This is a genomic window from Veillonella parvula (genome assembly GCF_032472435.1).
Lineage (GTDB): Bacteria > Bacillota > Negativicutes > Veillonellales > Veillonellaceae > Veillonella > Veillonella parvula_N.
This window is the reverse complement of record NZ_JAWEGM010000001.1, coordinates 157,731-184,009: the sequence shown is the minus strand read 5'-3', so window position 1 is coordinate 184,009 and position 26,279 is coordinate 157,731. Positions and strand designations below refer to the sequence as shown.

The window sequence follows — 26,279 nt, the reverse complement described above, 5'->3', positions numbered from 1 at the left end:
CAAACGAGTCTAACTAACCTATCCTATGGACATATAGTATTAAGAACGGAAGTTAACGAATTGCAATTCTACAGGGATATCCAATTGTTTTAACATTTGGATTACTGCTTGCAAATCATCTTTATCCTTACCAGATACGCGCACTTGATCCTCTTGGATAGATGCTTGTACCTTAATTTTCATGTTTTTAATTGCTTTTACTACTTCTTTAGCATTTTCTTTTGTAATGCCTTTTTTGATAGTAATGATTTGACGAACTGTTGCACCTGCTGCTGGTTCAACTTTTCCGTAATCAAGATTTTTAATCGCTACGTTACGTTTAACCATCTTGCCTTTTAATACATCGATAATGGCATTCAATTTGTATTCATCATCACCGATGATTTTGATAGTGTCGCCTTCAAGACTAATTTCCGCTTTAGAGCCACGGAAATCATAACGCGTACCAATTTCTTTTTTTGCTTGGTTTACCGCATTATCTACTTCCTGCATATCCACTTCAGACACAACGTCAAAGGAACAATCTTTAGCCATTTTATACCTCCTACACCTGAACCTGTTGGGCATAAGGTTCATAGCATTACTTTCATCATCCTCATATTCCAAGTGAAAGTGTAAAACTACACCAAAACGGAATACATCTCTATAATTATACCTTAAAACAGGCTTATTTTCTAGGTAAATCGATTTTCTTAATTATAATTGTTAGCTATGTATTAATGAAGCTTTTATAAGTATAGTGGAAGTTCTCTAATACGGTTATGCAATACAATACACAAGGCAAATAATATAAAAAACTAGCAACATACATAATACATGTACATTGCTAGTCTCTGTATAACGATATTATGTTGTATTTAGTTTATAGCTAAGAACTATAACTAAACAATAATAATTAAGCCAAAACTAAAGACAATACAAATTCAAAAGAATTCTACAACCAATTATATTATAAAACGTTTACCGCATCATATGTAGGTTGTATAAGCCATTCGCCTTTGGAGTTCATAATTCCCCATTTGCCTTTAGACTTAACAGAACTAAAACCATGATTAAAGGACTTAGCATCTTCAATAAGTTTGTTGGTATCTCTAAATAAAATATGACCATTATTATCTATGATTGTATAGCCCTCTTTACCAGTATGAACCCATGTTACAGTATCGTTGTTGAACGGTTCAATAGTTGCTTCTGTTTGAGCAGAGTACAAGGATTTACCACTATTCATATCGATAAGGTTTTTAACATGATCTTTCACAACTACTAAACGATCAGTCCCTGCAAAGGAAATAGAATCATATTTAAAAGATACCACTTGCTTACCTGTTGATACATCGAAAATGCCCCATTTCTCAGTCTTATTGTCTCTTAATGCTAATAGACCATTTAATTTATCCATTTCACCTGCATCGTAATCGCCTGGTTGAATAACAACTTCACCTTTACGGTTCACAAAGTATAAGTTACCAGCATCTTTGATTACTGTACCATAAGCTGTGATAGGCCATACTTTATCTTTTTTGCTATCGATTACAATATTACCAGAACGATCAATATAGCCACGTTTTGCACCATCATAGGCAAAACCACCTACGTGATAATGTTGACCACCTAAAAGTGCACCTCCAAGGATACCGCCCACGATGAAGCCACCTACAAGACCACCTAAGTTAAACCCACTTACGGAGCGACGATATTCAGCAAGACCATTGCGGAATGCATATACCTCTTTAGAAGGAGCATTAAATAATTCTTTACCAGTACCATCAATAGCTACGATTTTACCTTTAGCATTCTTAACAAAAGCACGGTCTTCGCTAAAACCAGTCACAATTTGACGGAATTGTGGAGCAATCACTACTTTGTCGTCAGTAGTCTTAAAGCCGTATTTTCCTTTTTCTTTAAACTCTACATAGGAATCGCTTGGATACTCTTGAGTTGCTTCTTGTTTAACACGTTCTTTTAAAGCTTCCTCTTCAGAGATTTCCACACCCTTAGGTGTAACCCAAGTTTCTGTTTTCTTATCTACTTGAGCTAAGACATTGCCTGTTTTATAATCAACATCTTTAATTTCTTTGTACTTAGGTTCAATAGCAACAGTACCATCTGGACGAATAATACCCCATTTACCTCCTTGTTTCATAGATGCTAATACACCATGCTCAAGAACTTCATCATTTTTGAAAGTAGTACCTTTACCAGATTTCAAAGATTTTGGTGCATCACGATAAGGGTTTAATGCACTTGATACATCAGCCGCGATATAACCAGAAAGTGCACTACGTTCTTCAAGTTTTTGAGGAGTCATTACGCCTACACTAGCTTTAGTGCTTTTAGTGGAGCTAGAGCTTTCTGTGCGCACAGTAGAAGTTGATGTAGTTGTTGTATGTTGCTCACGGGTTACACGTGTACTAGTCGATGTTGGTGTATCGTGGTTTGTTACCGTTGTACTACTAGTAGATGTTGTAGTAGATGCCGCGAAAGTTGTTGTAGACATAGCCGCTAACACACATGCAACTAATAAAGATTTCTTGTTAATATTCATAAACCTCTCCTTTTATAGAATAAGCTATAACCATACAGTCATTAACATACATATATAGTTCATAAAATATACTGTTAGAACTAAACACACAGTATTATAGTAAAAAGTTCACACATAAATAATGTATAAAATTCAGCAATTCAAATTATACTATATCGACCTTCACAAATACAACGAATTATGAAAAATTCTTCATTTTTATTTTATTTGCTATAATAATACGTATGAAAACAGCAACAATAATCGACTTAATTGTAGATTCTGATGTACACACACAATCTATAAATCATATTATAAAACAACAGCATATCTCCCAGCGCATGAGACGCCGTTTACGAAATGAAGGCATCATAACAGTTAATGGTAAATTTGCTACCTGGAATACGCTCATTCACGGTGGCGATCATCTCGTTATGAAGTTAACTCCAGAGCAAGAGTTTAGCCTAAGCCCTATGAGTTTAGATATCATATATGAGGACGAATATATTTTAGTCATTAATAAAGCGGCTGGTATTCTTATGCACCCTACTTCTATCGTCCGAGATCATACGCTGGCAAATGGTGTACTTCATTACTACCAAGAAACAAATCAGCATTATGATTTCCATCCTGTACACCGATTAGATAAGGATACCTCAGGTATTGTCATCATTGCTAAAACATCGGTGGTCCAACATGCTTTTGATAAAAAACACACCCATTTTTACAAAATCTACGACGCCATTGTAGAAGGGCATCTCCCTTCTATGCGTATAAGCATTAACTGGCCTATAGGTCGTAAACCAGGCAGTATCATTGAGCGCTGTTGTACAGTCCAAGGAAAGCCGGCTCGCACGGATATAACTATTATTAGTAAAAATACAAGCAAAATCAGTAGTGGTAAGATTAATTCTGATGATGTAATTACGATGAATAATAATAGTAATGTATGTTCAACTGACAGCTCGCTTACATCTTATAATCAGTTTACCCATGTACGGTGCTTATTGCACACAGGACGCACCCATCAGATTCGAGTTCATTTATCTCAACTAGGGTATCCACTAGCTGGTGATGACTTATACGGTGGTCATCTAGAATCTATTCAACGTCAAGCACTGCATGCATCGCGCATAAGCTTTTATCATCCCATAACAAATGAATGGCTCGAACTGCATGCAGAAATGCCAGAAGATATGAACGTATTGCTAAACGATTGAGCTGATATAATACCCTAAATAAATGCTCCTACACAGAAATAACCCACATGGGTCACAAAACAAGACGAAATTTATGCATAAGTTATACAAAAAATATTGGCCCTTTATAGTGTTTCTTGATATACTTAACTTGAATTGATATATGATTGCAATAACACTAGTTTTTTTATCTAGCTCATATGCGCTAGAAATACTAGCAGTCACAGTATTAATAACATGATATGACAGGCTCTAGAGCCAAGGAGGACAACATGCCATTAGTTACTACTACAGAAATGTTCAAAAAAGCCTATGAAGGCGGCTATGCTGTTGGCGCTTTCAATGTAAACAACATGGAAATCGTACAAGGTATCGTAGATGCAGCGAAAGAGGAACAATCCCCTCTTATCTTGCAAGTATCTGCAGGTGCTCGTAAATATGCTAAACATATTTACCTTGTTAAACTCGTAGAAGCAGCTCTTGAAGACAGCAACTTACCAATCGCTCTTCACCTTGATCACGGCGATTCCTTTGAAATCTGTAAAGACTGTGTAGATGGTGGCTTCACATCCGTTATGATCGACGCATCTCACTATGATTTCGATGAAAACGTAAAAATCACTAAACAAGTTGTTGAATATGCTCACGCTCATGGCGTTGTAGTAGAAGCAGAATTAGGCCGTTTGGCTGGTGTTGAAGATGATGTAAACGTATCCGATGCAGATGCTCGCTTTACAGACCCAGAACAAGCTGCTGAATTCGTACACCTAACTGGCGTAGACTCCTTAGCAATCGCTATTGGCACTAGCCATGGTGCTTACAAATTCAAAGGCGACCCTTACCTCGACTTCAATCGTTTGAAAAAAGTTGGCGAATTATTGCCTAACTTCCCTATCGTATTGCATGGGGCATCCTCCGTATTGCCTGAATTCGTAGCAAAATGTAATGAATTCGGTGGCAACATTCCTGGTGCTCAAGGAGTTCCTGAAGAAATGCTTCGCAAAGCAGCTCAAATGGCGGTTTGCAAAATCAACATCGATACAGACCTTCGTCTTGCTATGACCGCATCTGTACGTGAATACTTGGCTCAAAACCCATCCGAATTTGACCCTCGTAAATACTTAGGACCTGCTCGTGATGCTATTAAAGGCATGGTAGCTCACAAAATTAAAAATGTATTGGGTTCTTCCAACAAACTATAATCAATGGCTAGTGGATTTTTAAAAGGAACCTTAATTTTAACCATTGCCGGTTTCGTAGTAAAAGCCATCGGTAGTATCAACTGGATTCTTCTATCTCGCATCTTGGGTGGTGAAGGCATCGGTATCTACCAGATGGCCTTTCCTATCTATTTGTTACTATTACAAATTTCGAGCGCAGGTGTGCCGATTGCCATCTCTATTTTGACGGCAGAACGATTAGCCTTACACGACTTTGGTGGCGCTAAGAGAGTATTCAATATTTCTTTTACAATGTTGACTATAACAGGTTTTATCGCCAGTCTTGCCATGTACTTTGGTGCAGATTGGTTAATCTCTAGTGGTCTCATTGCTGAAAGCCGTGCCTACTACTCTATCATCGCGCTCGCTCCGGCAGTATTCTTTGTAACATGGATTTCCTGTTTCCGCGGGTATATCCAAGGCTATGAAATGATGACGCCTACAGCGATTAGCCAAATTGTAGAACAATTGCTACGGGTTATCGTTATGCTTGGTGCTGCTGCTATTTTATTACCTTACGGCTTACCGGCCGCGGCAGGTGGAGCTAGCTTAGGTGCTGGCGTAGGTGCCTTTGGTGCCTTCCTAGTGCTCTTGTACTACTACTATAAATTACCTAAGGCAAGTAGTACTGGTGAAAGCTACGATGGGCCTCGTGAATCAGCTAAAGAAATTTTGTCACGACTCTTAACCTTGTCCATTCCAATTTCCTTAGCAAGTATCATGTTACCGTTGACGGCGAATCTCGACTTACTTATCGTACCACGTCGCTTATTAGATGCTGGGTTCCCAATGAACGAAGTAACAGAACTCTTCGGTTACCTTACTGGGATGGCGGTACCGCTCATCAACTTGGCTACCATCATTACCGCAGCCCTTGCGACAAGCATTGTACCAGCTATCTCTCATGCCTTTGCAAAACGCGATCATCAAGGTATATATGATCGCACTGCTGGCTCTATGCGACTAACATTTATGGCAACCGTACCATTTACAGTGCTATTATATGTACTTGCTGCCCCAACTGTTACACTGATTTACAATGCGCCTAAGGCAGAACTAGCAACGCAAATCACGGCATTCTCTATATTCTTCCTAGGTGTACATCAAGTAACAACAGGTATTCTACAAGGTCTCAACAGACCACGTATTCCAGTCATAAATATGGGGATTTCCCTCATAATCAAGGTCATCCTTAACTGGACACTGACTGCTATTCCTTGGCTTGGCATCGGCGGTGCCGCTTGGGCAACCGTTGCTGACATAGGCTTTGCCGCATTACTTAACTTGATTTATATCAAAAAATACACAGGCTACTTCCTTGATATTTCCCTGCTTTGGAAAAACGTGGTCAGTGCCGGTGTTATGGGTATACTTATTTTCATGAGTTACCATTACTTAATAGACATCCTACCAATGTGGGCTAACTTTATACTCACAGGTATTGAAGGATTACTACTATACGTAATTATCATGGTTCTTTTAAAAGGCCTTAATAAAAACGATGGTGCTAGCATGCCACTCGTTGGTAGATTCTTTAGATAAGCTGTATATACTTACATAAAAATAGGTTCCTAATAGTCACCTATATGACCATTAGGAACCTATTTTTTATTTACTTATTTTAATCTTTTTCTTATTTTAAGCTTGTATACCTATCATTGTTAAAATTTCCATTATGATTGGAATTACTACAACAAATAATATGGTACTAATCATAACTAGACCTGTAGCAAATGGCAAATCAGCTTTTGATTCATTAGCTACAATTGGCAATACTGCAATGACAGGTCCTGCTGATTGTACAACAAAGGTAATGATTGCAATTGGTTCTAGAACTATGCCTGCTCCATATTGTAAAGCCATAATCAAACAGAACATGATAATCGGGGAAATGACAAATCGTCCTACAATCCCACCGATGGAGTCTTTATTTAAACGCATGCTTTTTAAGCCCGCATCATGAAGTACAATACCTATATAAATCAAGGATAATGGGGTTACCATATCACCTAAGTAATTCAAGGTAGTATGCAAAATTGGAAGTAAAGGAATTTCAAAAAACAAGAAGATTAAGGCCACAAAAAAACCTATCAATGGTGGTGGTAATAACTTCTTCCAATCAAATTTAGGTTTCTTGCTTTTACCTTCAGTAGATTCTGAACTATTATTTATACTATCAATCTTATAGGAGCCATTATTAAAATCTACTTCAGAATTTGGCAGCGGATCTAGTTCTATAAGGAATACCCCTACCATCCATACGGAAATAGTGTTACCGATGTAATATAACAGAAAATACGGCAGCGCCTCTTGCCCAAAGAGTGCAATTTGCACTGGTAACCCAATAAACAAGCAGTTATCATTTACTACCATATTGATGAAAATACCACGTCGTCCTTTAGGAACTTTCAACATTTTCATCATAATGAACGCTACGATATATGCAATAACATATGTTAGGACAACTACTAACATGCCATATCGTAAATTCCATATATCTGAAGTATGTAGGTGATGTAATACAGATACAAATACTCCCGCTGGTAATGCAACCGACATGATAAATCGCGATAAATTACCACTAAAGGTGGGGTTAAACATGCCCCGTCCTTTTAATATATATCCTAACAAAATAAGTAGCACAATAGGTATGATACTTTGCAAAGATGTTAGAAAAACCATAGTAAACCTCCCGTACAGTTCATTCGTAGTTTATCATATCATGTTTCGCAATAAACTTATACAACTATATCTTGAAAGAAAATATAGTAAAATGTATCAACTTTAACATATTTTCTCAATTATAAGGCTTATAATTATATCTATTAGTAGTGTTTTTATCCATAAAAATCTGATACACTAACATCAGGTTGTACAGATTTTTACACATATGAGGTGATATTATGACGAAACCATTTATTGGCATATCTGGCAATATCTTACGAGATAATGGTGGTCCTTACGTAGATTTATTGCGTTCTTACGTAAACCAAGACTATCCTCGTTCTATTGAGGAAACTGGCGGCATTCCTGTTATAATTCCATTTACCCAAAATCTTGATGTAGCTCGCGAAACGGTAGCAAAGCTTGACGGCTTACTATTATCCGGTGGCCATGATGTATACCCGCTCCACTATGGAGAAGAACCTTTGCAAGGTCTTGGTGATGTATTTCCGGAGCGCGATCAATTCGACTTTGCTTTAATCAAAGCAGCAGAAGAAAAACAAATTCCCATCTTTTGTATCTGTCGTGGCTTACAAATCTTAAATGTATATCGTGGTGGTTCTTTATTCCAAGACTTAAAATATGATCAAAACTGTACAATAAAACACTCTCAGAATCAAACACCTTCTCTTGGCACCCATACGGTAGAAATTGATTCCAAATCAAAACTAGCTAGTGCTATAGGTTGCAATACTTGGATTACGAACTCCCATCATCACCAAACAGTTAAAAATGTCGGTAAAGGATTACAGGTTGTAGCAAGAGCTAAGGATGGTACCGTAGAAGGTTTAGAGGATCCATCCTATCCTTGGTTAGTCGCCTGTCAGTTCCACCCGGAAATGATGTCTACAAATGACGAAAATGCAAAGCGTTTATTTACTGCATTCGTAAAAGCAACTCAAGAAAATGTAACTAAATAGTAGGAAGATTGTATCATGAAAGAAACAGGAAAATTTGGCTTTTGGAGTATTGTACTCCTTGGCATCAATGGTATTGTAGGGACAGGTATTTTTCTATTACCTAATAAAGCATATTCCATAATTGGTTCAGCTAGTTTAGGTGTACTCTTATTTGACGCCGTTATCGCAGGTTGTATCGCCCTTTGCTTTGCAGAGGCAGCTAGCCTATTCACACGTAATGGCGGTCCTTATCTATATGCAAAACATGCATTAGGTGACTTCTGGGCATTTGAAGTGGGCGTTCTAAAATGGATCGTAACCGTTATTGCATGGGCGGCTATGGCCGTTGGTTTTGCTACCGCATTAGGTGCTGCAATACCAGCTTTAAGTGGTGATTTTGCAAAGGATGTCATTTCATTTATCTTAATTGTAGGCCTTACCATTGTGAATATATTTGGTGTTAACGTATCAAAATTCGTTAATAACTTAATTACTATCTCTAAATTGGTTCCTCTTGGCCTATTTATTGCAGTTGGTATCTTCTTTATTAATGGCGCTAACTTTACGCCTGTATTTCCACAGGATACCTATGTGGACGGTTCTTTTGCACAAGCTGCGGTTCTTCTATTCTTTGCCTATACAGGGTTTGAAGTTATTGCCATTGCTGCAGAAGATATGAAAAATCCTAAAAAGAATTTACCACGTGCTATTATCATGTGTATGCTTCTTGTATCGGTTCTATATATGGCAATCCTTGCCGTATCCATTGGTGTACTTGGTACAGATTTAGCAAATACTAAGGCTCCAGTACAAGATGCATTCAATGTGATCGTTGGTCCTATTGGCATGTATATCGTATTAATAGGCACCTTAATCTCTATGGGCGGTATCAACTTTGCTGAAGCTTACTATGCGCCTCGTGTGGCAACATCCATGGCGGAAGATGGTATGCTACCAAGTGCTTTAGCAAAACGCAATCGTTACAATGCACCATATGTAGCAGCCATCGTTACTGCCATTGCCAGTGTATTACTTGCCTGGTCTGGTTCCTTTACAACACTAGCAGCCATCAGTGCGGTATCTCGTTTTACACAATACCTACCAACTTGTTTGGCTGTTATTATCTTCCGTCGTAAATGGGCAGACAAAGCACGTTCCTACACAATCCCTGGTGGCTACTTAATCCCAGTCATCGCTATCGGCACATCCCTATGGATGCTTGCCCAGGCTCAAACTAACCAATTATTATGGGGTCTAGGCGGCTGTATCGTAATCTTGCCATTCTACTACTCCTACTGGAAAAAGAAAAAAGCTGGTCTCATTAAAGACCATGACGAAATGTAAATAATACAAAAAACTACCAGTTATTCACAATATCTAGTGACTTATCCTTTCATAGTAGAAGGTCTGTTTAAAAGATATATGTTTAACTGGTAGTTTTTATTTTATCTATTAATCGTAATTAAATTAGCTCTATCAAAAGAGTCGTATCGACTAATATAGATCCTCTTCAATAATAGTGTCCTTCGTTAAGTCCTCTTCGATATAACCAACTTCATCGGTAGCTTCGTCTTCGTCACGTGTATCGATATAGATACTAATAAGGGCTAATGCGCCTTCTTCATTGAGGGTTGCAATGGTACTCATAGGCCCATAGGTTAAAATAAGACCATCTTCTTCATCGCGAATGATATGAGGCACCGCATCAAAGTGTTGGTTCATTAATTGATCAAAGTAATCCTCTACATCTAGGCCGCTTTCAAGGGTTATAGATTCAGCATCGCCTTTTTGGAATACAACGCGTGTGTCTTCATCGATATATTGATAGAAATCGTCTACATCAACATTCGCGGTTTCAAGCCATATACTAAGGGCTGTAGTCCAGTCTTTCACAGTAGTAGGCGCAGAAATAAAGGCATATTCGCTTTCATCAGTGCCAAAACGAAGATCATCATACTCGATACTATAATTTTCTTGGCTTGAAACGATACGATCTACAAGTCCTTCATCATTTACGTCTACAAAAATCATGTACACGTAATTATCGTTACTTTCATAGGAAACGGTTAAACCATGACGCCCCTCGTGAAATAACGCATCCTCCTCATACACATCAGTAATATGCATGACCTTGCAAGTAACAGGTACATTATCAGCCTTGATGGACTCAGTCATAGAGGACAAAAACTCAACAGTTTCATTGCGGTTTCGTCCAATGATGCCACGGCCTGTAGACAGATACTCACAATCTTCACTTAACATATGTTCAATACCGTGAATATCTGCGGATTCAAGAATAGATTTTATCAATAAAAGAGCTTGTATTTCAGTCATTCTACTTCTCCAAATGTTTTTTAACTATATCTTCAATATTAGCAAGATCAACATTGCCCTTGAATTTCTCAGGAATAGTAACTAACTTAACATCAGTTATCATATTACGAAGTTGTTCTTTAGTATAAGACATATTTCTATTATAACTCAATATACTAGTTAAAGCTGTCGTTCCGTCCTGAATATAAAATACCATTATACCCTCTTTATTAGCTTTCTCTTGTTCCACTAAAATACCTGGTACACCATCATTCCATACAATGCGTTTAGAGAAATGGACAAAGTCTTCAGGCGATTGGACTGCATTCATAATCACCTCATCCATAAAGCTAGCTAGCGCAATAGAATCAGTTCCACGCTCCTTAGCTATGGAATCTATAAAGATAGTTTGTGTTATACCAGAAGGACTTTTATAAAATAAACCACTTTTAAAATCTGCTAAAGTAGCACTAACTTTTGCATCATTAAGAATACGATAAATAAAATTTTCACCGTCTATTTTTGTTGTATGAGAATATACATTGCTATCTGTTAAAGGTTTAATAGATGGTAACACATAATTAACCAGTATGGGACTAATTACCTGCCCCATATCCCGCTTAGCTTCAGTTATACCTACATGATATCGAATAGTCGAATCATTATCAAAAGCAAAGTTTAAATTAGAGTAAAATTGAGCTTTATTATTTTTCTTAATTTCGGCATACAAAGAATCCCAATAGCTATCCATTAAACCAGCATAAGAAAAACTCGCTCCGTGAATATCTTCTGGTTTATAAGAAATCGATTCAAACTCTTTTATGTTTGTAGGTCGTTTATAATCTTTACGTAAATCCTCTTCCGTGATCGAATTAAATGGCTTTCCCATATAATCAGAACTTTGCCAATTCTGCTTATTTTCAACTATTAAGCCTGTTGTCATATTATGAGAGAAAAGTTCATACCCTATATATTTATCAGTTATATTATGTTTCTGCACTTTATAATAACTCATATAAGGTACAAGGAAACGAATCCCTTTTCCACTATGATCAATAACCTCTGTTTGCCCCTCATACAGATTAAGGGGACCTACATAGCTTTCTCGAATGACTGTTTCAGCCTCTTTTTCAGATAGGCCATTATCTCTATATAGCTGCTTAGTTTTATCATACTGTTTACTCTTTTGAAAGTCTCTCAAGGCTTCCTCTTGTATATTTCTAATTAAGGAATCATGATGTATATAACTTTCATAAGCATTTGCAGAAATTCTATTATCCGCACCGGGAATATTAACATCAACAGCCCCTACTAAACCAGTAATTAAGCTGATATATACTGAAAATACTATTGTTTTACGAATCATTTATCTCTCCAATTTTAAAATTCCCAACTATAGTACGTTAATTGTAACATAGTCCAATTTTTTATGAAAATTTTCTCCGCCTGTCATATAATAGAATAGTTAATAATTACATTTGGAGGTCCCTATGAAATATACTACCATCGTTTTTGATTGCGACGGCACATTGCTCAATACAGCTACAGATTTAGCCAACGCCGTAAATCATGTTCTACGTACACATAACTTCCCTGAAAAATCTCTAGCAGAGATAAAGGCAGCTCTGGGTAATGCAGTAACCTATTTGATGCGTCAATGTTTACCAAGTTCTGTAGCAGATAACGAATTAGAGCCATACATTGAGGAATTCAAAGCTTACTATGGTGAGCATTTAAAAGACACAACGGCTCCTTACCCAGGCATCCTAGATATGCTTGATGTATTGCGTGAACAAGGTTATAAATTAGCTATCGTATCTAACAAAATCCAAGAAGGTGTAACACCACTCAATAAAGAGTACTTTGGCGATCGCTTACCTGTTGCCATCGGTGAAAGACCAGGATTACAACGTAAACCAGCACCAGACATGGTATTACAAGCCTTGAAGGATTTAAACTCTACCCCAGAAGAGTCTATTTATGTAGGTGACTCTGAAGTTGACGTAGCTACTGCAGAAAACTCCGGCCTACTTTGCATTGGTGTTACATGGGGCTTTAGAGAGGAATCGCTCCATCAAGAACTAGGCGTAACACATATTGCTCGTAAAGCAGAAGATATTCTAAGCATTGTTGAAACCTTGAATAAATAATATATACACCTACTCATGGACCTTATGATAGGATTAGCCATATTCAAGATACTACTCATATATTGAGTATAGTCATTGACATATTCTAAATTCTTGTCAATAATCTATAGCAAATTCATATAAATAAGAGATTTATAATTTAAAATCGTACAAAATCGGGAATTAAAATCTTAGAATTCTTATTTTGTACGGTTTTTCTTTTATTTGCTCAATTTTATTTCATTTTTCACATTATACATTTTACGCATAGCTCCTATTCCAAATCTATTGCCTTAAAAATATGATATATGTTACATTTATGAAATAGTACTTTCACATAAATATGTCATTAATTCAATAGATACAGTGTTGACTAAGAAATGGCAGCATGGTCTGAATTATTCATATCCCTCTTGGGCTTCTATGGTTCTGGTGCTGTACTTGTTAACAAAGTATTCGGTAAAACTATATTTCCTTTAGGTAAAAGCATATTATAATAGTTTGAAAACTATATAAACTCTTGCACAATAAAAGAGGTTCCTAATGGTCACAAGTTGACTCATAGGAACCTCTTTTTAATTTACTTTTACTATACCCGTTCAGCTAAATATTACAGACTGACTAAATACATTAGGATAAACAAATATGGGCGTCTGATCAAATACACCTTATTTATAACTAAACCGCGCATCCATAATCATCTGGCGCAACTGCTCAATGCGAACACCATTTGGTAGCTTGTCTCTATAAAACTGCAACTTATAATAGTAACGAGTATCTTCATAATCAGTAACTAATACCATATCCGTCCTATTATGTAATGGCCAGCCATACATAAATTCGGCTAGTAAACTACGCACACCATCATTATCGACCTCTGTTACATCATACTTAATAGGTAATACCATCTTTGCAGTAGGTTCAGGAACCGTTCTATCTTTAACAATTTTTTCAATCTCATTATCTAAGGTCGCAATTGTATTATCAATAGTTCTAGCCTTCACATGCATGAAGACACCATCAGAGGTTCTAAAGGCTCTCCCATCTATATCTTTAGTTTCCCCCTTAGTCTCCACAGAGTCCTTCAATACACGGAACTGATACGGCCCAAAAAACTTGGTTTCTGTAATAGCATCTAAACCCTCATCATATTGACCATTATGTACATTCGTAACATGTATTAGAGGTCTAATATCGTTAGCGTGTGAAAGCATCGGTCCAGCTAGACACAAGCCTAAACTTAGTAATATAATACAACGTTTCATAAATATCTCCCCACTAAACACTAATATTAATTGTATTGTAACATAGTTAATTCGTTTTTATGATAGTAATTACAAAACGAAAAAGGCCCGACTTAGAAGTCAGACCGTTTCTTCAAATATTTACTTTAGAAGCGAAGTCTGGCGTCGAAACCATTTATGCCTCGCTTTGATATAAATTATATCATATTTAAATAAGGAAAGGAATCTAAGGATTTCTTTCCTTGTTTTCTTTTATAAATCCTCATAGTGCATACGATAGTGACTTATATCACCGACAAGATGTCCTTTCAATTGCTATATTTGTAATATATTCCTACTGGGCTGACGGATACGTAGAATTAACTACATGCACAGTAGCACACATCGTGTGATAGCCGACCGTCTGGGCAAGCTTTTGTTCAGATGGTCTTTTTTATCGCCTTCTCGTAACAAATGCTTCTTTATCTATATCTGAATATCTCACCTATATGAAAGGAGTTTTCTTATGAGAAATCGTTGGTTTATTGCATTAGCAGCCATTGGTTTGCACATATCCATTGGTAGCGTATATGCATGGAGTGTACTCACACGTCCTATTATGGCAGATATGGGTTTTACTTTATCGCAAACAACATGGACATTCTCATTAGCCATTTTAATGCTCGGACTATCTGCGGGCTTTCTTGGATCCTTTGCAGAAAAAATTGGTCCTAAGAAAAGTGGACTTCTCGCTATGTTATTCTGGGTAACCGGATTATTGGGTACGGCCTACGCACTTAGCATACACAAGCTTACCTTACTCTATCTCTTCTACGGCATCATCGGTGGCATTGGACTAGGCATTGGTTATATAACACCAGTTTCTACACTCGTGAAATACTTTCCAAATCGCCCAGGATTTGCTACTGGTTTAGCTATTATGGGTTTTGGCTTTGCTTCTCTCATTGCAGGGCCTCTTATGCAATACCTTGTAGCTCAGGTTGGATTGGTGGATACTTTCATTATCCTCGGTGTAATCTATCTCGTAATTATGGGCGCCTCTTCGCTCTATTTGAAAGCACCTCAACCGAAACAACCACCGCGAACTACGAAAGATAAATCCACTATGTACGTTCATAACCATGGCATGCTAGCTAATGATGCTATGAAAACTTGGCAATTCAGGGCCCTTTGGTGGACTTTCTTTATTAATATTACCTGTGGTATAGGTCTTCTATCCTTAGCGTCCCCTATGGCGCAGGAAGCCATTGGTATGACACCTGCAGCAGCTGCATCGCTAGTTGGTATCATCGGTATCTTCAATGGCGGGGGGCGTATTGCATGGTCTACTATTTCCGATTACCTTGGACGAGCACAAACTTACATACTATTCTTTATTATAGAAATCGTCGCATTCTATCTACTCGCCCAAACCAATAGCGCGCTAACATTCCAAATTTTAATCCTTCTCATTATCACCTGCTATGGCGGCGGATTCGCCTGTATGCCAGCATATCTTGCGGATCTCTACGGTATACGTCAACTTTCTACTATTCATGGCCGTATTCTAACTGCTTGGGGATTAGCGGGCATCGTTGGTCCTATGCTCGTATCATACTTTCACGAAGCAGGATATGGCTATACTACTGCTTTAGAATGTTTTGCCGCTCTATTTGTGTTAAATACAATTATTGCTATAGTCCTGAAATTATACGGAAAACGAGAGTTACACAACTAATAACTCCATTTAAACATGAAGAAACGGCCTGACATGATGTCAGACCGTTTCTTCAACATTAAATTCTAGAAGCGAAGTCTGGCGACCAAACCATTTATGCCTCACTTGGGTATAAATTATATCATATCTAAACAGGGAAAGAAATCTAAGGATTTCTTTCCCTATTTTGCTTTATAACCTAAAGGTTTTCCAATCAAAAGATATAACTACCTCTTTAAGCTTATTATCAATAGCTCTAACTAAACCTATAAAAGGTTCTCCATTATTATCATCCCAAGAATCTAATACTCTATCAATGCCAATATGAATCAACGTGTTTTCATAATAATTTCCATGCCGAGGACGAGCGACACAGTTTTCATAAGTAATATTTAATCGATCTAACTCATCAGTGACAGTATCATTAATCAAAGTATTAAGTTGACTATATATTCTTTTGCGTATTATCTTTCCCTGATTAGTAGAATCATTATTATAATATCGTAAAGATAAATACGCTCCTTTTGAATCATGATCTATCCGCCAAAATATCCTGGGATTAAAGCTTCTAGGTGGCTCAGACCAAATAGCATCTGACTCTGTTCGAGTCCAAAAACGGCGATTAGTCCATGGACTACCGCCCTGATTTGTACCAGTACTATATGGATTCGGATAGATACTCATATCCTTCCATAACCAGGAACCATCTATATTTTCATTATCAAATATAATCTGTAATAAGCCATGCTGTGTGACACGTTCCCATTTTATATAGTGACATCCATCATCATATTGTCCATTTATTGTAGATACAATTTGATACCAATCTAGTTGCTTTTTTAAATGCTCACAATAACTTCTTAAAATATCACTTTCACAGTCATCATAATTTTTTAGAATATCCCAAAACATAGGTCCAGTTAGATAATTATATACTGATTCACTATGAGCTACTTGCCAATCATAATCAAAGTAATAACCCGTCTTGAAGTATACGGTATGGATATGATAATTAGCTAAATCGGCATTCTCTATATTAAGATCTACTAACTTAAAAGCTTTTTCCAATTTAGTATAGGCATTCCAAGGTTTATGGCATTTAAACACAACTTCTAAAGAATCTTTATAAAAGCTAATTTGATTACCATGTTCACTAGTGCTTGTTTTGTCTTCAATGATAATGGCTAACTTGTATTGAGGAATTATAGCTAACACATCAATATTTAAAACCTGCTGCACCAAGATTACTTTATCTATTGATTTGATGTCTACCTTTGATAGCACAACATCACAATTTGATGGCTTATCTATTAACTTAGCTAGTAAATCTAAACCAAGTTGACGATATCTATGTGTAGCTACAATATCTGGCTCATTAATCCAATTTAGACACCAACAAATAAAAGCATCTTGAGATAACTCGCCTGTAGCAAAAGAAAATATATTATTCATTATAACCTCTACCATGAATAGCTAAAGATCGTTTAATATCCTTGGCTATAAATGTTACTAAAATAACTAAAATGGATTTTTAACAGCTAACAAACTATTAACATAATTAGTCAAGATAGGATTATTAACATTTTGTACAATTTGCTCTACAGACGATTTAACACTAGGAATGATATATTCATCAGCAAAATCAAACCCACTCAATGCATCGAATTCAAAATATTGCTCTAATGCAATATCTAACATAGTATTTTCAACTAATAATTGTTGATGTAAAGATAAAACAGCTTCAATTGAAAGGTCTAATGCTTTTAGTGCATTGTCTACTTCATTATAGGAAAGCCCCTCTTCCATTTCATTTACAATATCATCCTCATCATCGTCAGATTCACCCGGATTAATGGCCTCCTCTATAGTTGATATCATATTTACTAGACATTCAACAACCCTATTTGTATCTCCTAGAGTCTGATTAATTTTTAATGCTTCATACTGGAATTTAAGTTGCAATACAAGTTGACTTAATTCTGGAATCTCATAAATAGATTCTTCCCCAAATATATCTACGAGTTCTGATAAGTCAACATCTTCAAGTCTATCAATATAATTGGCAATACACTCACATATATCATCTATTTTGGTTTCTGCATATTCATTGTTTTTCATTAAATTATAAGCAGATGCATATAACTTTAATCCTTCGATAATGTCAGAATCTTCTATTTCCTCATCAGATTCATAATCTGATAAAAGTGTCTCTGCTTGGTTAATTATTTTTTCAGCATTAATAAATCTTGAAAATTGATCCTCTCCATCATAAGAAAATAATTCAATCTTACTTTTATCTAGCCATTTTTCAGATTCTTTATTTTCTAATTCATCTATCTTGAGAGTTAGTTCATCAGATAATGATTTAGATGCATATTTTGAGAGATTTCTAGCCTCATGATACTCACTATATTCCAAACAAATAGCTACTGCTAATTTAATATATTTATTACAATCTATACGTTGCTTAAAATCATTAATTTCTAATAATATTCCATCAACCAATTTTACTACAAACGGATTATTTCCTAAGTCTTTAATTGTTTCTTCTAATGAATTAACAACTAACTCTGCTAAACTACCACTTGGTTTTAGTTCATAATAGTCACGCCACGCAGCTATATTATTTTCATACCGACTTATATTAGATACTATTTCAGTTGAATTCATAGACTCTATAAATAAATATTCAATATGTTTACTCTCAATGTACTCAGGCCAGCTAGTTAAAAAGTATCGCAATATTGAGTCTCTTTCTTCAATATATAGTCCACTTTTAATATGATTATAAAACCAGTTATAAATTGCCTGCAAATCAATATTATGCTTATTAAGGTCTAGAATATTAATTGCTTGTGATTGTAACTCTAGAACGCGATCTTTATAAACCGATTGAATATGTTCATCATCCGTATATTTTTTAATTGCAATATCTGGGTTTAATCTTAATAAACTGTAAAGCCAAGATAAAAGTGCCAACGTCGCCTCTATAGTTGAAGACAACGATTCTTCATCCAACGCTTTAATTTCCTTTAACAAGATTGGTAAAAATAAGTTGCATACATTTAAGCCCCATTGATAATCTTTTTTTACTTTATAATTATATTGAGCATTCCAATCATCAGCTAAAAGCTCTAGCTGTTCATCAACATCTTTTGGAATATTATATAAATATAATGTACATATTTGAGTGCCTAAATAATGAGCCCAGTTTATATCTGAATTTGTTCTTTCTATTTGTATTAGTAATTCTTTGGCTCTCTCAAGATCATTATGACGCAAATAAAATTCAAGCTCTGCAAACTGTGCATCAATAATACATTCAGACTTCAGTCCAATAGCAACTGAAGTCACTTTAGAAATATATTTAGCCTGTAAGGATGAATCAATACTTATTAGTAATAATAGATTTTCAATTATATCGTCATATTGTGATGGCTCCCAAGAATTTCCATACTCCGCTAAATAGTCTAAAAGCTTTCCTATTATCTGTCCTGCTTTAGTAAAATTCCCACTATCAATATTAATCTCTGCAACTGCTAACATTAACTCTGCATCATCTATCTCTGATTCAGTAAAAGTAGTCAACATAAGAGCCGTATTTAAATATTGACTAGCCTTAGAATATTGACCAAAACAGCCATAAAATTGAGCATAAATTTTTAATGCGCGTATTTTGAGATGTTGAATTAATTCATTATCGTTATGTTTAACTAAAATTAATTCATCAATGACCTTATCAAAAAGAGTATCATATAAAGAAATCTGGGACTCAATCGTCTTATATAACCCATCCAACTCTAAAGGTGACGGTGTTTGTTCTTTAGTTTCTTTATATCGCTCTACGAGTCGTTCAATACCAAATAAACCATGTTCTATCGCCTTTAGTGAGTTTTTACCTTTCATATAATGATAAGAAGCCATTTTATGATAGAAATCTCTAACTTTATTAATCTTACTATACTTATCAGAGATAACTGGTTTAGCAACTATATCAGATAAGTCTAAGCTATCAACAGTCTCTTCCATATAGTCAATATCTTTTATTTTAGAAGAATAATACTCACCTAAAGAATCCTCATAATAAGTAATTTGATGAACAGACATATCATTTCGAAGTGCTTCAATTAAGGCTTTAGATTTAATTTGGTAGCGATTTTGGACTTCTAATCCATTATCTACTTCACCTTGTTCAACAATAAAGCCCATTTTAATTAATCTATTAATTGGCCAGTATAAATCTGATTCAATAATCTTACAAACATGAGCTAAGCTTTCAATAGTAAAATATTCCTTAAAAATAGAGGCTACATATAGAATCTTCAATTCTGTATCTGTTAAGTTGCGCAATGCCTCAAGAGCGACTACAGACTTACTTCTAAAGGCTCCTTGCTTTTCAAGACGTAACAGTCTACCTTTTAATACAGGACCATCAGATACATAACTAACTTCATTAAAATCGATCCATCCAGTGGACGTACTTTCAACTGCACCATTTTCGCGTAATACATCTATAAGATTGGACAATAACAACGGATTACCATTACTAGACTCACATAACCAACGTTTCAATCCGTCAGAAAGTTTTTCATCATTATCAAAATTATAGGTAATAAGAGCTTGAACTGATGCAGCATCTAGTTCTTGGACCTCATGTTGAATCATCAATTTTTGAGTTCGGCCAAAATTGTAACGATCCATAAAGCTAAACATTTCATTAATACCATTATGAAGTGAATCAGCCTTAGCTTCTGAACCTCGTAATGAACCAATTAATAACAAATTAAATTTTTTATTATTTAATCCTTGTCGAGCCTCCAACATAATTTGAAATATATGTTTAAACACATTGATAGTCCCTCGATCTGCCCAATGAAGATCATCAAAAACTACAACTAACGGTTTCTCCATACTAAGGCCCAATATAATATCTGAATAGAGCTTAACTTTATCATTTTTATAGGTCTCGGCTAACACCTCCGGATTTGTATCCCCTGCATAGGCAGAGATAGCTAGGTCAATAATTGCACTCGGTAATTCCAATCCAGGAATAAATCCCAGAATCTTACCACCTACATCAAAAACTTTTTCCATATTAAAAGAGCCAAAGAACTTTTTCACTTTAGATTGTTCTTGCCATTTAATCGACTCTATACTATTCAAAAGATCCGAACAAGGCTTATACAAATCATCTGCATCAGTCAAAGCAGAACATTGTACATACAAGGTTTGTACTTCTGGATGTAGGGTAGCAAACTTATTTATTATTGCACTTTTACCAATTCCAGCATCACCATGTAATAAATCAATACAACCTTTTCCTTTTAAGGCAATCTCAAGACGGTTTGATAAAGAATCTAATATACTCTCTCTACCAAATAATTCCCCTACATAACTAACACTCATAATAAATCCCCTTTCAGGAAAACTATATATAATGATATTTATATTATACGTCTTTACTATAATAAATGAAAATAAAATGAAGTCAAAATTTATATAAAATAAAATAGAGATAATTACTATGGTTAATCCATCTGTAATCATCTCTATTTATTATTGACTATTTAATAGGACTTCAATAAGCTATTCTGATACAATCAATCATCATATACTATCTATTTATGGAATAAATAAATCCCATATTTTAATACTCTTGAGTTTAATCACTTTTCGTACATGCTTAGTCTACGCCTAATGCCTTAAATACGGCATCTTCAGCACTACTATAGAAAATGATATTAAAACTTCCAATTAAATCTGATGGAACTGCTGCTAGGTCTGGTGCAGAAGTCATTGGTAGTAAAACTTTCTTTGCTCCACTATCTAGACATACTTGTAATGAGTTTGCTAACTCATCTACTTTTATCATTGTTCCCCCAATACTTATTTCACCAAGTATAGCAAGGCTACTTATAGTGGGCTTGCCTAATGCAATAGAACATAATGCAACAAGAGTTGGCAATGCGAGTTTTTCAGTCATTCCAATACCTTGTAGATCTTGATAGTTTACAATATAGTTTTTAAGTGTAGTACTAATAGCACCACTAATACGCATACTATTAGCTTTTAAATAATTAAAAGCTGTATTTGTAGCTTCTTTACATTTAGACTCATTCCCTAATCCTGTCCGCTCAAACCTACCATTCCCCGGTAACATTTGCGATTCAAGCCGAAATGCACCAATCATTCCAGACTTTCCTTGTGCGATTGCATAGACTTGACCAGGATTACAAATTCCTTCTGGAATGAGCTTACTACCACCTTGTTCTGGCACAGATACATATTTCTCTTCAAAAGTTTCGTTGTCTATATAAGAAAAATTAACATCATAAAATTCCATACCGCCTAGTTTCTTTAGTTGTTCTTTTACACGTCGGCGCATTTCAAGTGATATTTTCAATACTTCTTCTAATTGTTCTTTAGTAAATTCTCCATTAGGATACAAAAGTTTTAGAAATCCACCAACCATTTTTCTAACAGCAATAGTATCTCTCTGATTCAAGTTTTTTCCTAGTCGGAAGTATTTATCAAGGGCATCACCGTATTGCTCCTTTCGAAGCTCTCTAATAAATTCTGCGAGATAATCCGTAATGAATCCATAACTATTTGTAAAATGATGTGGCCTAAATTTGGGTATTTCCCAGCCCGGTATATAGCAGTGCATGCGATCTAAAAAAGCAGTATCAGTCCCCATTTCGTTAGGAAATGGGTCAAATAGACTTGATGTCTTTAATAATACGTCTACACTTTGATTAATATTACCAACAAATACCATAGAGGCCGATGCAGCTTTTTCCTCTTTCCCACGAGCAAACGATCCTGAAGCCATATAGTCCTTCATAATTTGGATTCCATCTTTATCTTTAAAGTTAATTCCTGCTACTTCATCAAAAGCAACACAATCCCATAGTCCCACAAGACCTACGGTTTTTCTACTCATGTTATAAAAAAGATTAGCTACTGTAGTTTGCCCCCCTGATACAAGAATACTATTTGGAGAGATTTCTTTGTATAAGTGAGATTTACCTGTACTTCTTGGGCCAAGCTCACAAAGATTAAAATTATTTTCAACAAGTGGTAGCATACGCGCAATAAGTAACCATTTTTCTCGCTCATTTAATTCATCTGCTTCCATACCAATAGATCGAAGTAATATCTTCATCCATTCCTCTTTTGTAAATTCTTTTCTGCCTTCTTTCAACTCCCCAATATCAATATGTGGCATCTGAATCGGTGTAAGCTTTCTAATGAAAATAGGAGACATATTTTTTTCTTCTTCGTTATACATGTACTCAAGCTGTACAATACACCAAATCCCCCCACAAAGGAGTCTATCAAACTTGCTAGGATAGATTTCTGAAATAGGAACATCTTTAATTCCAAGATTTGAGAATTCAGCTTCGTATGTATCTTTTTTAATATTAAGGTGCACTGTTATTCTATCAATTACAGTATAAGAACCTCTTTGGCGAAGCAATGATTTTATTTTCTCAGCCTCATCAGGGCGTACATAGTTATCAGCCAGTATTCGTTTAACATTATTGACCCCTTCTTCAATAATAGATTCATCTTCTGAGCTACAATATTGTCCTAATAAAAACTCAAGCACATATACTGGTACATTGGCGCCTTCTTTTATCGATTTAGTTAAATCTTTACGAACTATTTTTCCATCGAAGTTAACTCGTAGTTTACGATTAATTTCATCATTGTTACTTGTTATCACTTTACAATCATCCACTAGTTACCTCCCAATTATTCAAAGAAACCGAAATCATCAGAAAAGGCTATATCCATAATAATCTCATGCCGTAAAACCTCAAGATTATTTTTATCGTCATACGCAACTAAGTAATATTTTTTAGACCTATTATATCGCTTATTCTTAAAACTAAAACGAAGTCTAAATATTCGTTTGGCAGTATCCTTATCTTTTTTGTCAGCGATAATTATATTCTCATTAGAAATCTGTTCATTATCCTCTGAAATAAAATAGACTCTATATTTAGCTTCTTTTACTAAATCACTAATTGGTTCTTTCTGAACAAAATCAAGTGTAGTAATAAGATTAGTAATTTTATTTGTGAGACTCACTAAGGCCAACTCTGCTATGGTTGTTTCTTTCTTACCTCGCTCTACTTTAACTTCCAATAAAGGGACTATCATCTCTTGAGGTGAGCAACCTCCATGTACAAAGTTCTGTCCTGCACCGGCAACTTTAAATATATCTGAACCAAGGGGATATTCAATATATCTATCATCCGTATTTCCAAGAACGCGTCCAATTTGAGTAGAGCATACACCTTCTGCTTTCCATTCCTGGTCAGAGAAAGCATATCTTTGTCCTAACTTATCAGATTTAAATACTCTACTAATCTTATCATAAGCCTCTAATTTATCTCTCTTATAAATAAACCCATGATCTGCAGTAACATAAAAGTGATGTGTGTTTGCAAGTGACGAAATCCTACGTATTAAATCATAAATTTCTTTAATTGCTTCTTCACAAGCAATAAATACTTCATTCTCAGTTTTAGCCGCATCACCTCTAGCATCGATCTGATTATGATACACATAAACTACATCTTGCCCCGTGAATATTTCACGCAGCTCTTTCTGTTTCATATTTTTTATTAAATCAAACTGAATACATTTACTGTTAGATTTATACTTCTGTAATTGATCTTCCCTTTGCTGAGTAGAAGCACAAACTCGACCATCAATAAGAACATCAAATTTATCATCATATCCGATAGATTCATACGGCAATAAAGAGGCCATACCGAGAGGCGTATATGATGGTATTACACCTTGAATTGCCGAAATTGTAGCTTTACATTTTTCATCAGTTTCTAACCTTTCATGTAAAGTCTGTGCAACCTCATATCTAAATGCATCTGATATTATTACTACGGTTCGTTCTTTTAAGAATTGGATATTTTGAGAGTAAAAATTCCTTTGTAAATTAAGTCCAGTTTCTCCATTAGCCACTGAGAATTCTGTATTCCAATTAACAGTAATTTGATTTAAATAATCATTTGTATAAATATTCTCTACTAATTCACGAAGTTTTTCAAAACGACTAATATCTTCTAATCTATCAAAGTAAAAATAGAAATATCTATATCTACGATCTATTTTATATGTATTTGTTAGATATTCTTTTACTAGATTCTGAATACCAGTAATAAATTCATACTTACCAGCAGAAATAATATAATACGCATTTTCGATAATAAAATAATTAGTTCTATAGACTTTACCAAAATGTTTTTTTCTTCTCGCTAAACAAACTTCTGGTATAGTTTTTCTTGAAAGTTTAGCATTTATATCCTCATTTTCAAGACGATCTATCATCCAATCAATAAGGATTTCATCAACTCCTGCAAAAATATTACACTCAATCATTGCCTCAGGGTCTATTTTACTTAGAACCGATTTCCCATCTAATGTGTACCAGATTTCTTTAGAAATCTCATCAAAACGTTCTGCATACAAAAAACTATTCATAAGATTATCAAGAAAAACAATAATATTACTGAATTTACTTAAGATAAGTACTTTCCAAGAAGATGGTAGTTCTGCATAAATTGTTTTAGAGGCATATGTTATAAACATAGATATAATTAATTTTTTTAGAGAAGGTTCAGATTCACTATATCCAAAAGCACTATCTACGTGTCGCCAAAAGGCTTCAACCAAATCATATTTTTCAAATTCTGCAATATATTTATTGGCTTCAAGTCCATCATCAGTTAAAATACAACGAAGAACTTCTTCAAATGAGGCGGTCTTACTTTTACATAATACACTCATCAAAGCCACTTCGATTGTGTTTTTATTATATCCTTCAATTTCCAAATCATAGAACTTTTGTGTTCTTTCCTTATTAGCAAAGAACTTAATATATCTTTGAATAACAGGTTTATATCGCTCATCAATGCCCAAATCAAGAGTAAGTAGAGATGCTCTATCTGCAAAGAACGTCTTGGAGTAGCGAATTATGTCTTCCAAATGATTATCTCTAATACTTGGCTTAGCAAAAGGTGCGTATATTAAATAGTTAGTTGTCGTATCTTCACATTCTAAAAAATATTTTATATAAAATTGGTTATCAGTTTTTAGATACAATACTTTTGCGTTATCTAGATTAAGTGAATCTATATCATCACTAAATTCAGCATTGAAGTCATACCAAAATATAAGTTTACGACCATCCCCTATAAACTCACTATTTAACTTATCTACTATTTGATTTAAATTCATTTCTGACATATATTCTTACCATTCTAAAAAGAAAGCAGTTATTTTATAACTAACAATAAGTA

The 26,279-nt window shown here is 35.2% G+C and carries 17 protein-coding genes and 1 riboswitch; of the genes, 7 read left to right on the top strand and 10 right to left on the bottom strand.

All coding sequences use genetic code 11. The annotated features are described in order from the left end of the window. Positions 1-39: 39 nt before the first annotated feature. Together E7A03_RS00795 and E7A03_RS00790 are read right to left on the bottom strand one after the other, a co-directional pair. Positions 40-534 (bottom strand): YajQ family cyclic di-GMP-binding protein, encoded by a 495-nt coding sequence (locus tag E7A03_RS00795; RefSeq protein WP_004696277.1) that lies wholly within the window; start codon positions 532-534, stop codon positions 40-42. A 415-nt stretch (positions 535-949) separates the two neighbouring features. Then, complete coding sequence (locus tag E7A03_RS00790) at positions 950-2,545, bottom strand: WG repeat-containing protein (RefSeq protein WP_316073575.1); 1,596 nt, start codon at positions 2,543-2,545, stop codon at positions 950-952. A 224-nt stretch (positions 2,546-2,769) separates the two neighbouring features. On the opposite strand from E7A03_RS00790, the gene E7A03_RS00785 reads away from it, so the two are divergent. The 3 genes from E7A03_RS00785 (at position 2,770) to E7A03_RS00775 (ending at position 6,485) form a co-directional block, all read left to right on the top strand. Then, positions 2,770-3,744 carry an RluA family pseudouridine synthase gene (locus E7A03_RS00785; protein WP_195394677.1) on the top strand — a complete coding sequence of 325 codons (975 nt, stop codon included), beginning with the start codon at positions 2,770-2,772 and terminating at the stop codon, positions 3,742-3,744. Between the two features lie 251 nt (positions 3,745-3,995). Beyond that, a complete protein-coding gene (fba, locus tag E7A03_RS00780) occupies positions 3,996-4,925 on the top strand; it encodes a class II fructose-1,6-bisphosphate aldolase (protein WP_195394676.1) in 930 nt (309 codons plus the stop codon). A gap of 3 nt (positions 4,926-4,928) precedes the next feature. Further along, positions 4,929-6,485 carry a putative polysaccharide biosynthesis protein gene (locus E7A03_RS00775; protein WP_021148291.1) on the top strand — a complete coding sequence of 519 codons (1,557 nt, stop codon included), beginning with the start codon at positions 4,929-4,931 and terminating at the stop codon, positions 6,483-6,485. A gap of 96 nt (positions 6,486-6,581) precedes the next feature. Here the strand turns inward: E7A03_RS00775 and E7A03_RS00770 are convergent, their stop codons facing one another. After that, the gene (locus tag E7A03_RS00770) at positions 6,582-7,625 is read right to left on the bottom strand and encodes an AEC family transporter (RefSeq protein WP_316073574.1); all 1,044 of its coding nucleotides are present in this window, start codon (positions 7,623-7,625) and stop codon (positions 6,582-6,584) included. Positions 7,626-7,846: 221 nt separating this feature from the next. Between E7A03_RS00770 and E7A03_RS00765 the strand changes: the two genes are divergently transcribed. Both E7A03_RS00765 and E7A03_RS00760 read left to right on the top strand, forming a co-directional pair. Beyond that, entirely contained in the window at positions 7,847-8,587 is a 741-nt protein-coding gene (locus E7A03_RS00765) for a gamma-glutamyl-gamma-aminobutyrate hydrolase family protein (RefSeq protein ID WP_302146447.1), read from the top strand. 15 nt (positions 8,588-8,602) lie between these two features. Then, the gene (locus tag E7A03_RS00760) at positions 8,603-9,910 is read left to right on the top strand and encodes an APC family permease (RefSeq protein ID WP_316073572.1); all 1,308 of its coding nucleotides are present in this window, start codon (positions 8,603-8,605) and stop codon (positions 9,908-9,910) included. Positions 9,911-10,060: 150 nt separating this feature from the next. Here E7A03_RS00760 and E7A03_RS00755 read toward each other — a convergent pair whose 3' ends face one another. Both E7A03_RS00755 and E7A03_RS00750 read right to left on the bottom strand, forming a co-directional pair. Further along, positions 10,061-10,900, bottom strand: a complete 840-nt coding sequence (locus E7A03_RS00755) for a hypothetical protein (protein ID WP_077708530.1) — start codon at positions 10,898-10,900, stop codon at positions 10,061-10,063. A 1-nt stretch (position 10,901) separates the two neighbouring features. Further along, a complete protein-coding gene (locus E7A03_RS00750; RefSeq protein WP_316073571.1) occupies positions 10,902-12,245 on the bottom strand; it encodes a hypothetical protein in 1,344 nt (447 codons plus the stop codon). Positions 12,246-12,369: 124 nt separating this feature from the next. On the opposite strand from E7A03_RS00750, the gene E7A03_RS00745 reads away from it, so the two are divergent. After that, entirely contained in the window at positions 12,370-13,029 is a 660-nt protein-coding gene (locus E7A03_RS00745; protein ID WP_316073570.1) for an HAD family hydrolase, read from the top strand. Positions 13,030-13,676: 647 nt separating this feature from the next. Here the strand turns inward: E7A03_RS00745 and E7A03_RS00740 are convergent. Further along, positions 13,677-14,273, bottom strand: coding sequence for a hypothetical protein (locus tag E7A03_RS00740; protein WP_287501529.1), 597 nt, complete (start codon positions 14,271-14,273; stop codon positions 13,677-13,679). 307 nt (positions 14,274-14,580) lie between these two features. Then, positions 14,581-14,668: riboswitch (ZMP/ZTP riboswitch) on the top strand. A gap of 89 nt (positions 14,669-14,757) precedes the next feature. Here E7A03_RS00740 and E7A03_RS00735 point away from each other — a divergent pair. Then, positions 14,758-15,969 carry an L-lactate MFS transporter gene (locus tag E7A03_RS00735; protein ID WP_195394670.1) on the top strand — a complete coding sequence of 404 codons (1,212 nt, stop codon included), beginning with the start codon at positions 14,758-14,760 and terminating at the stop codon, positions 15,967-15,969. A 171-nt stretch (positions 15,970-16,140) separates the two neighbouring features. On the opposite strand, the gene E7A03_RS00730 is transcribed toward E7A03_RS00735, so the two are convergent. The 4 genes from E7A03_RS00730 to pglZ form a co-directional block, all read right to left on the bottom strand. Further along, the gene (locus E7A03_RS00730; RefSeq protein ID WP_316066416.1) at positions 16,141-17,400 is read right to left on the bottom strand and encodes a hypothetical protein; all 1,260 of its coding nucleotides are present in this window, start codon (positions 17,398-17,400) and stop codon (positions 16,141-16,143) included. A gap of 66 nt (positions 17,401-17,466) precedes the next feature. After that, positions 17,467-21,354, bottom strand: a complete 3,888-nt coding sequence (locus E7A03_RS00725; protein ID WP_316066417.1) for an AAA family ATPase — start codon at positions 21,352-21,354, stop codon at positions 17,467-17,469. 277 nt (positions 21,355-21,631) lie between these two features. Further along, the gene (gene brxL, locus E7A03_RS00720; protein ID WP_195394667.1) at positions 21,632-23,692 is read right to left on the bottom strand and encodes a protease Lon-related BREX system protein BrxL; all 2,061 of its coding nucleotides are present in this window, start codon (positions 23,690-23,692) and stop codon (positions 21,632-21,634) included. Positions 23,693-23,706: 14 nt separating this feature from the next. Continuing rightward, positions 23,707-26,226, bottom strand: a complete 2,520-nt coding sequence (gene pglZ / locus E7A03_RS00715) for a BREX-1 system phosphatase PglZ type A (protein WP_195394666.1) — start codon at positions 26,224-26,226, stop codon at positions 23,707-23,709. Positions 26,227-26,279 lie beyond the last annotated feature (53 nt).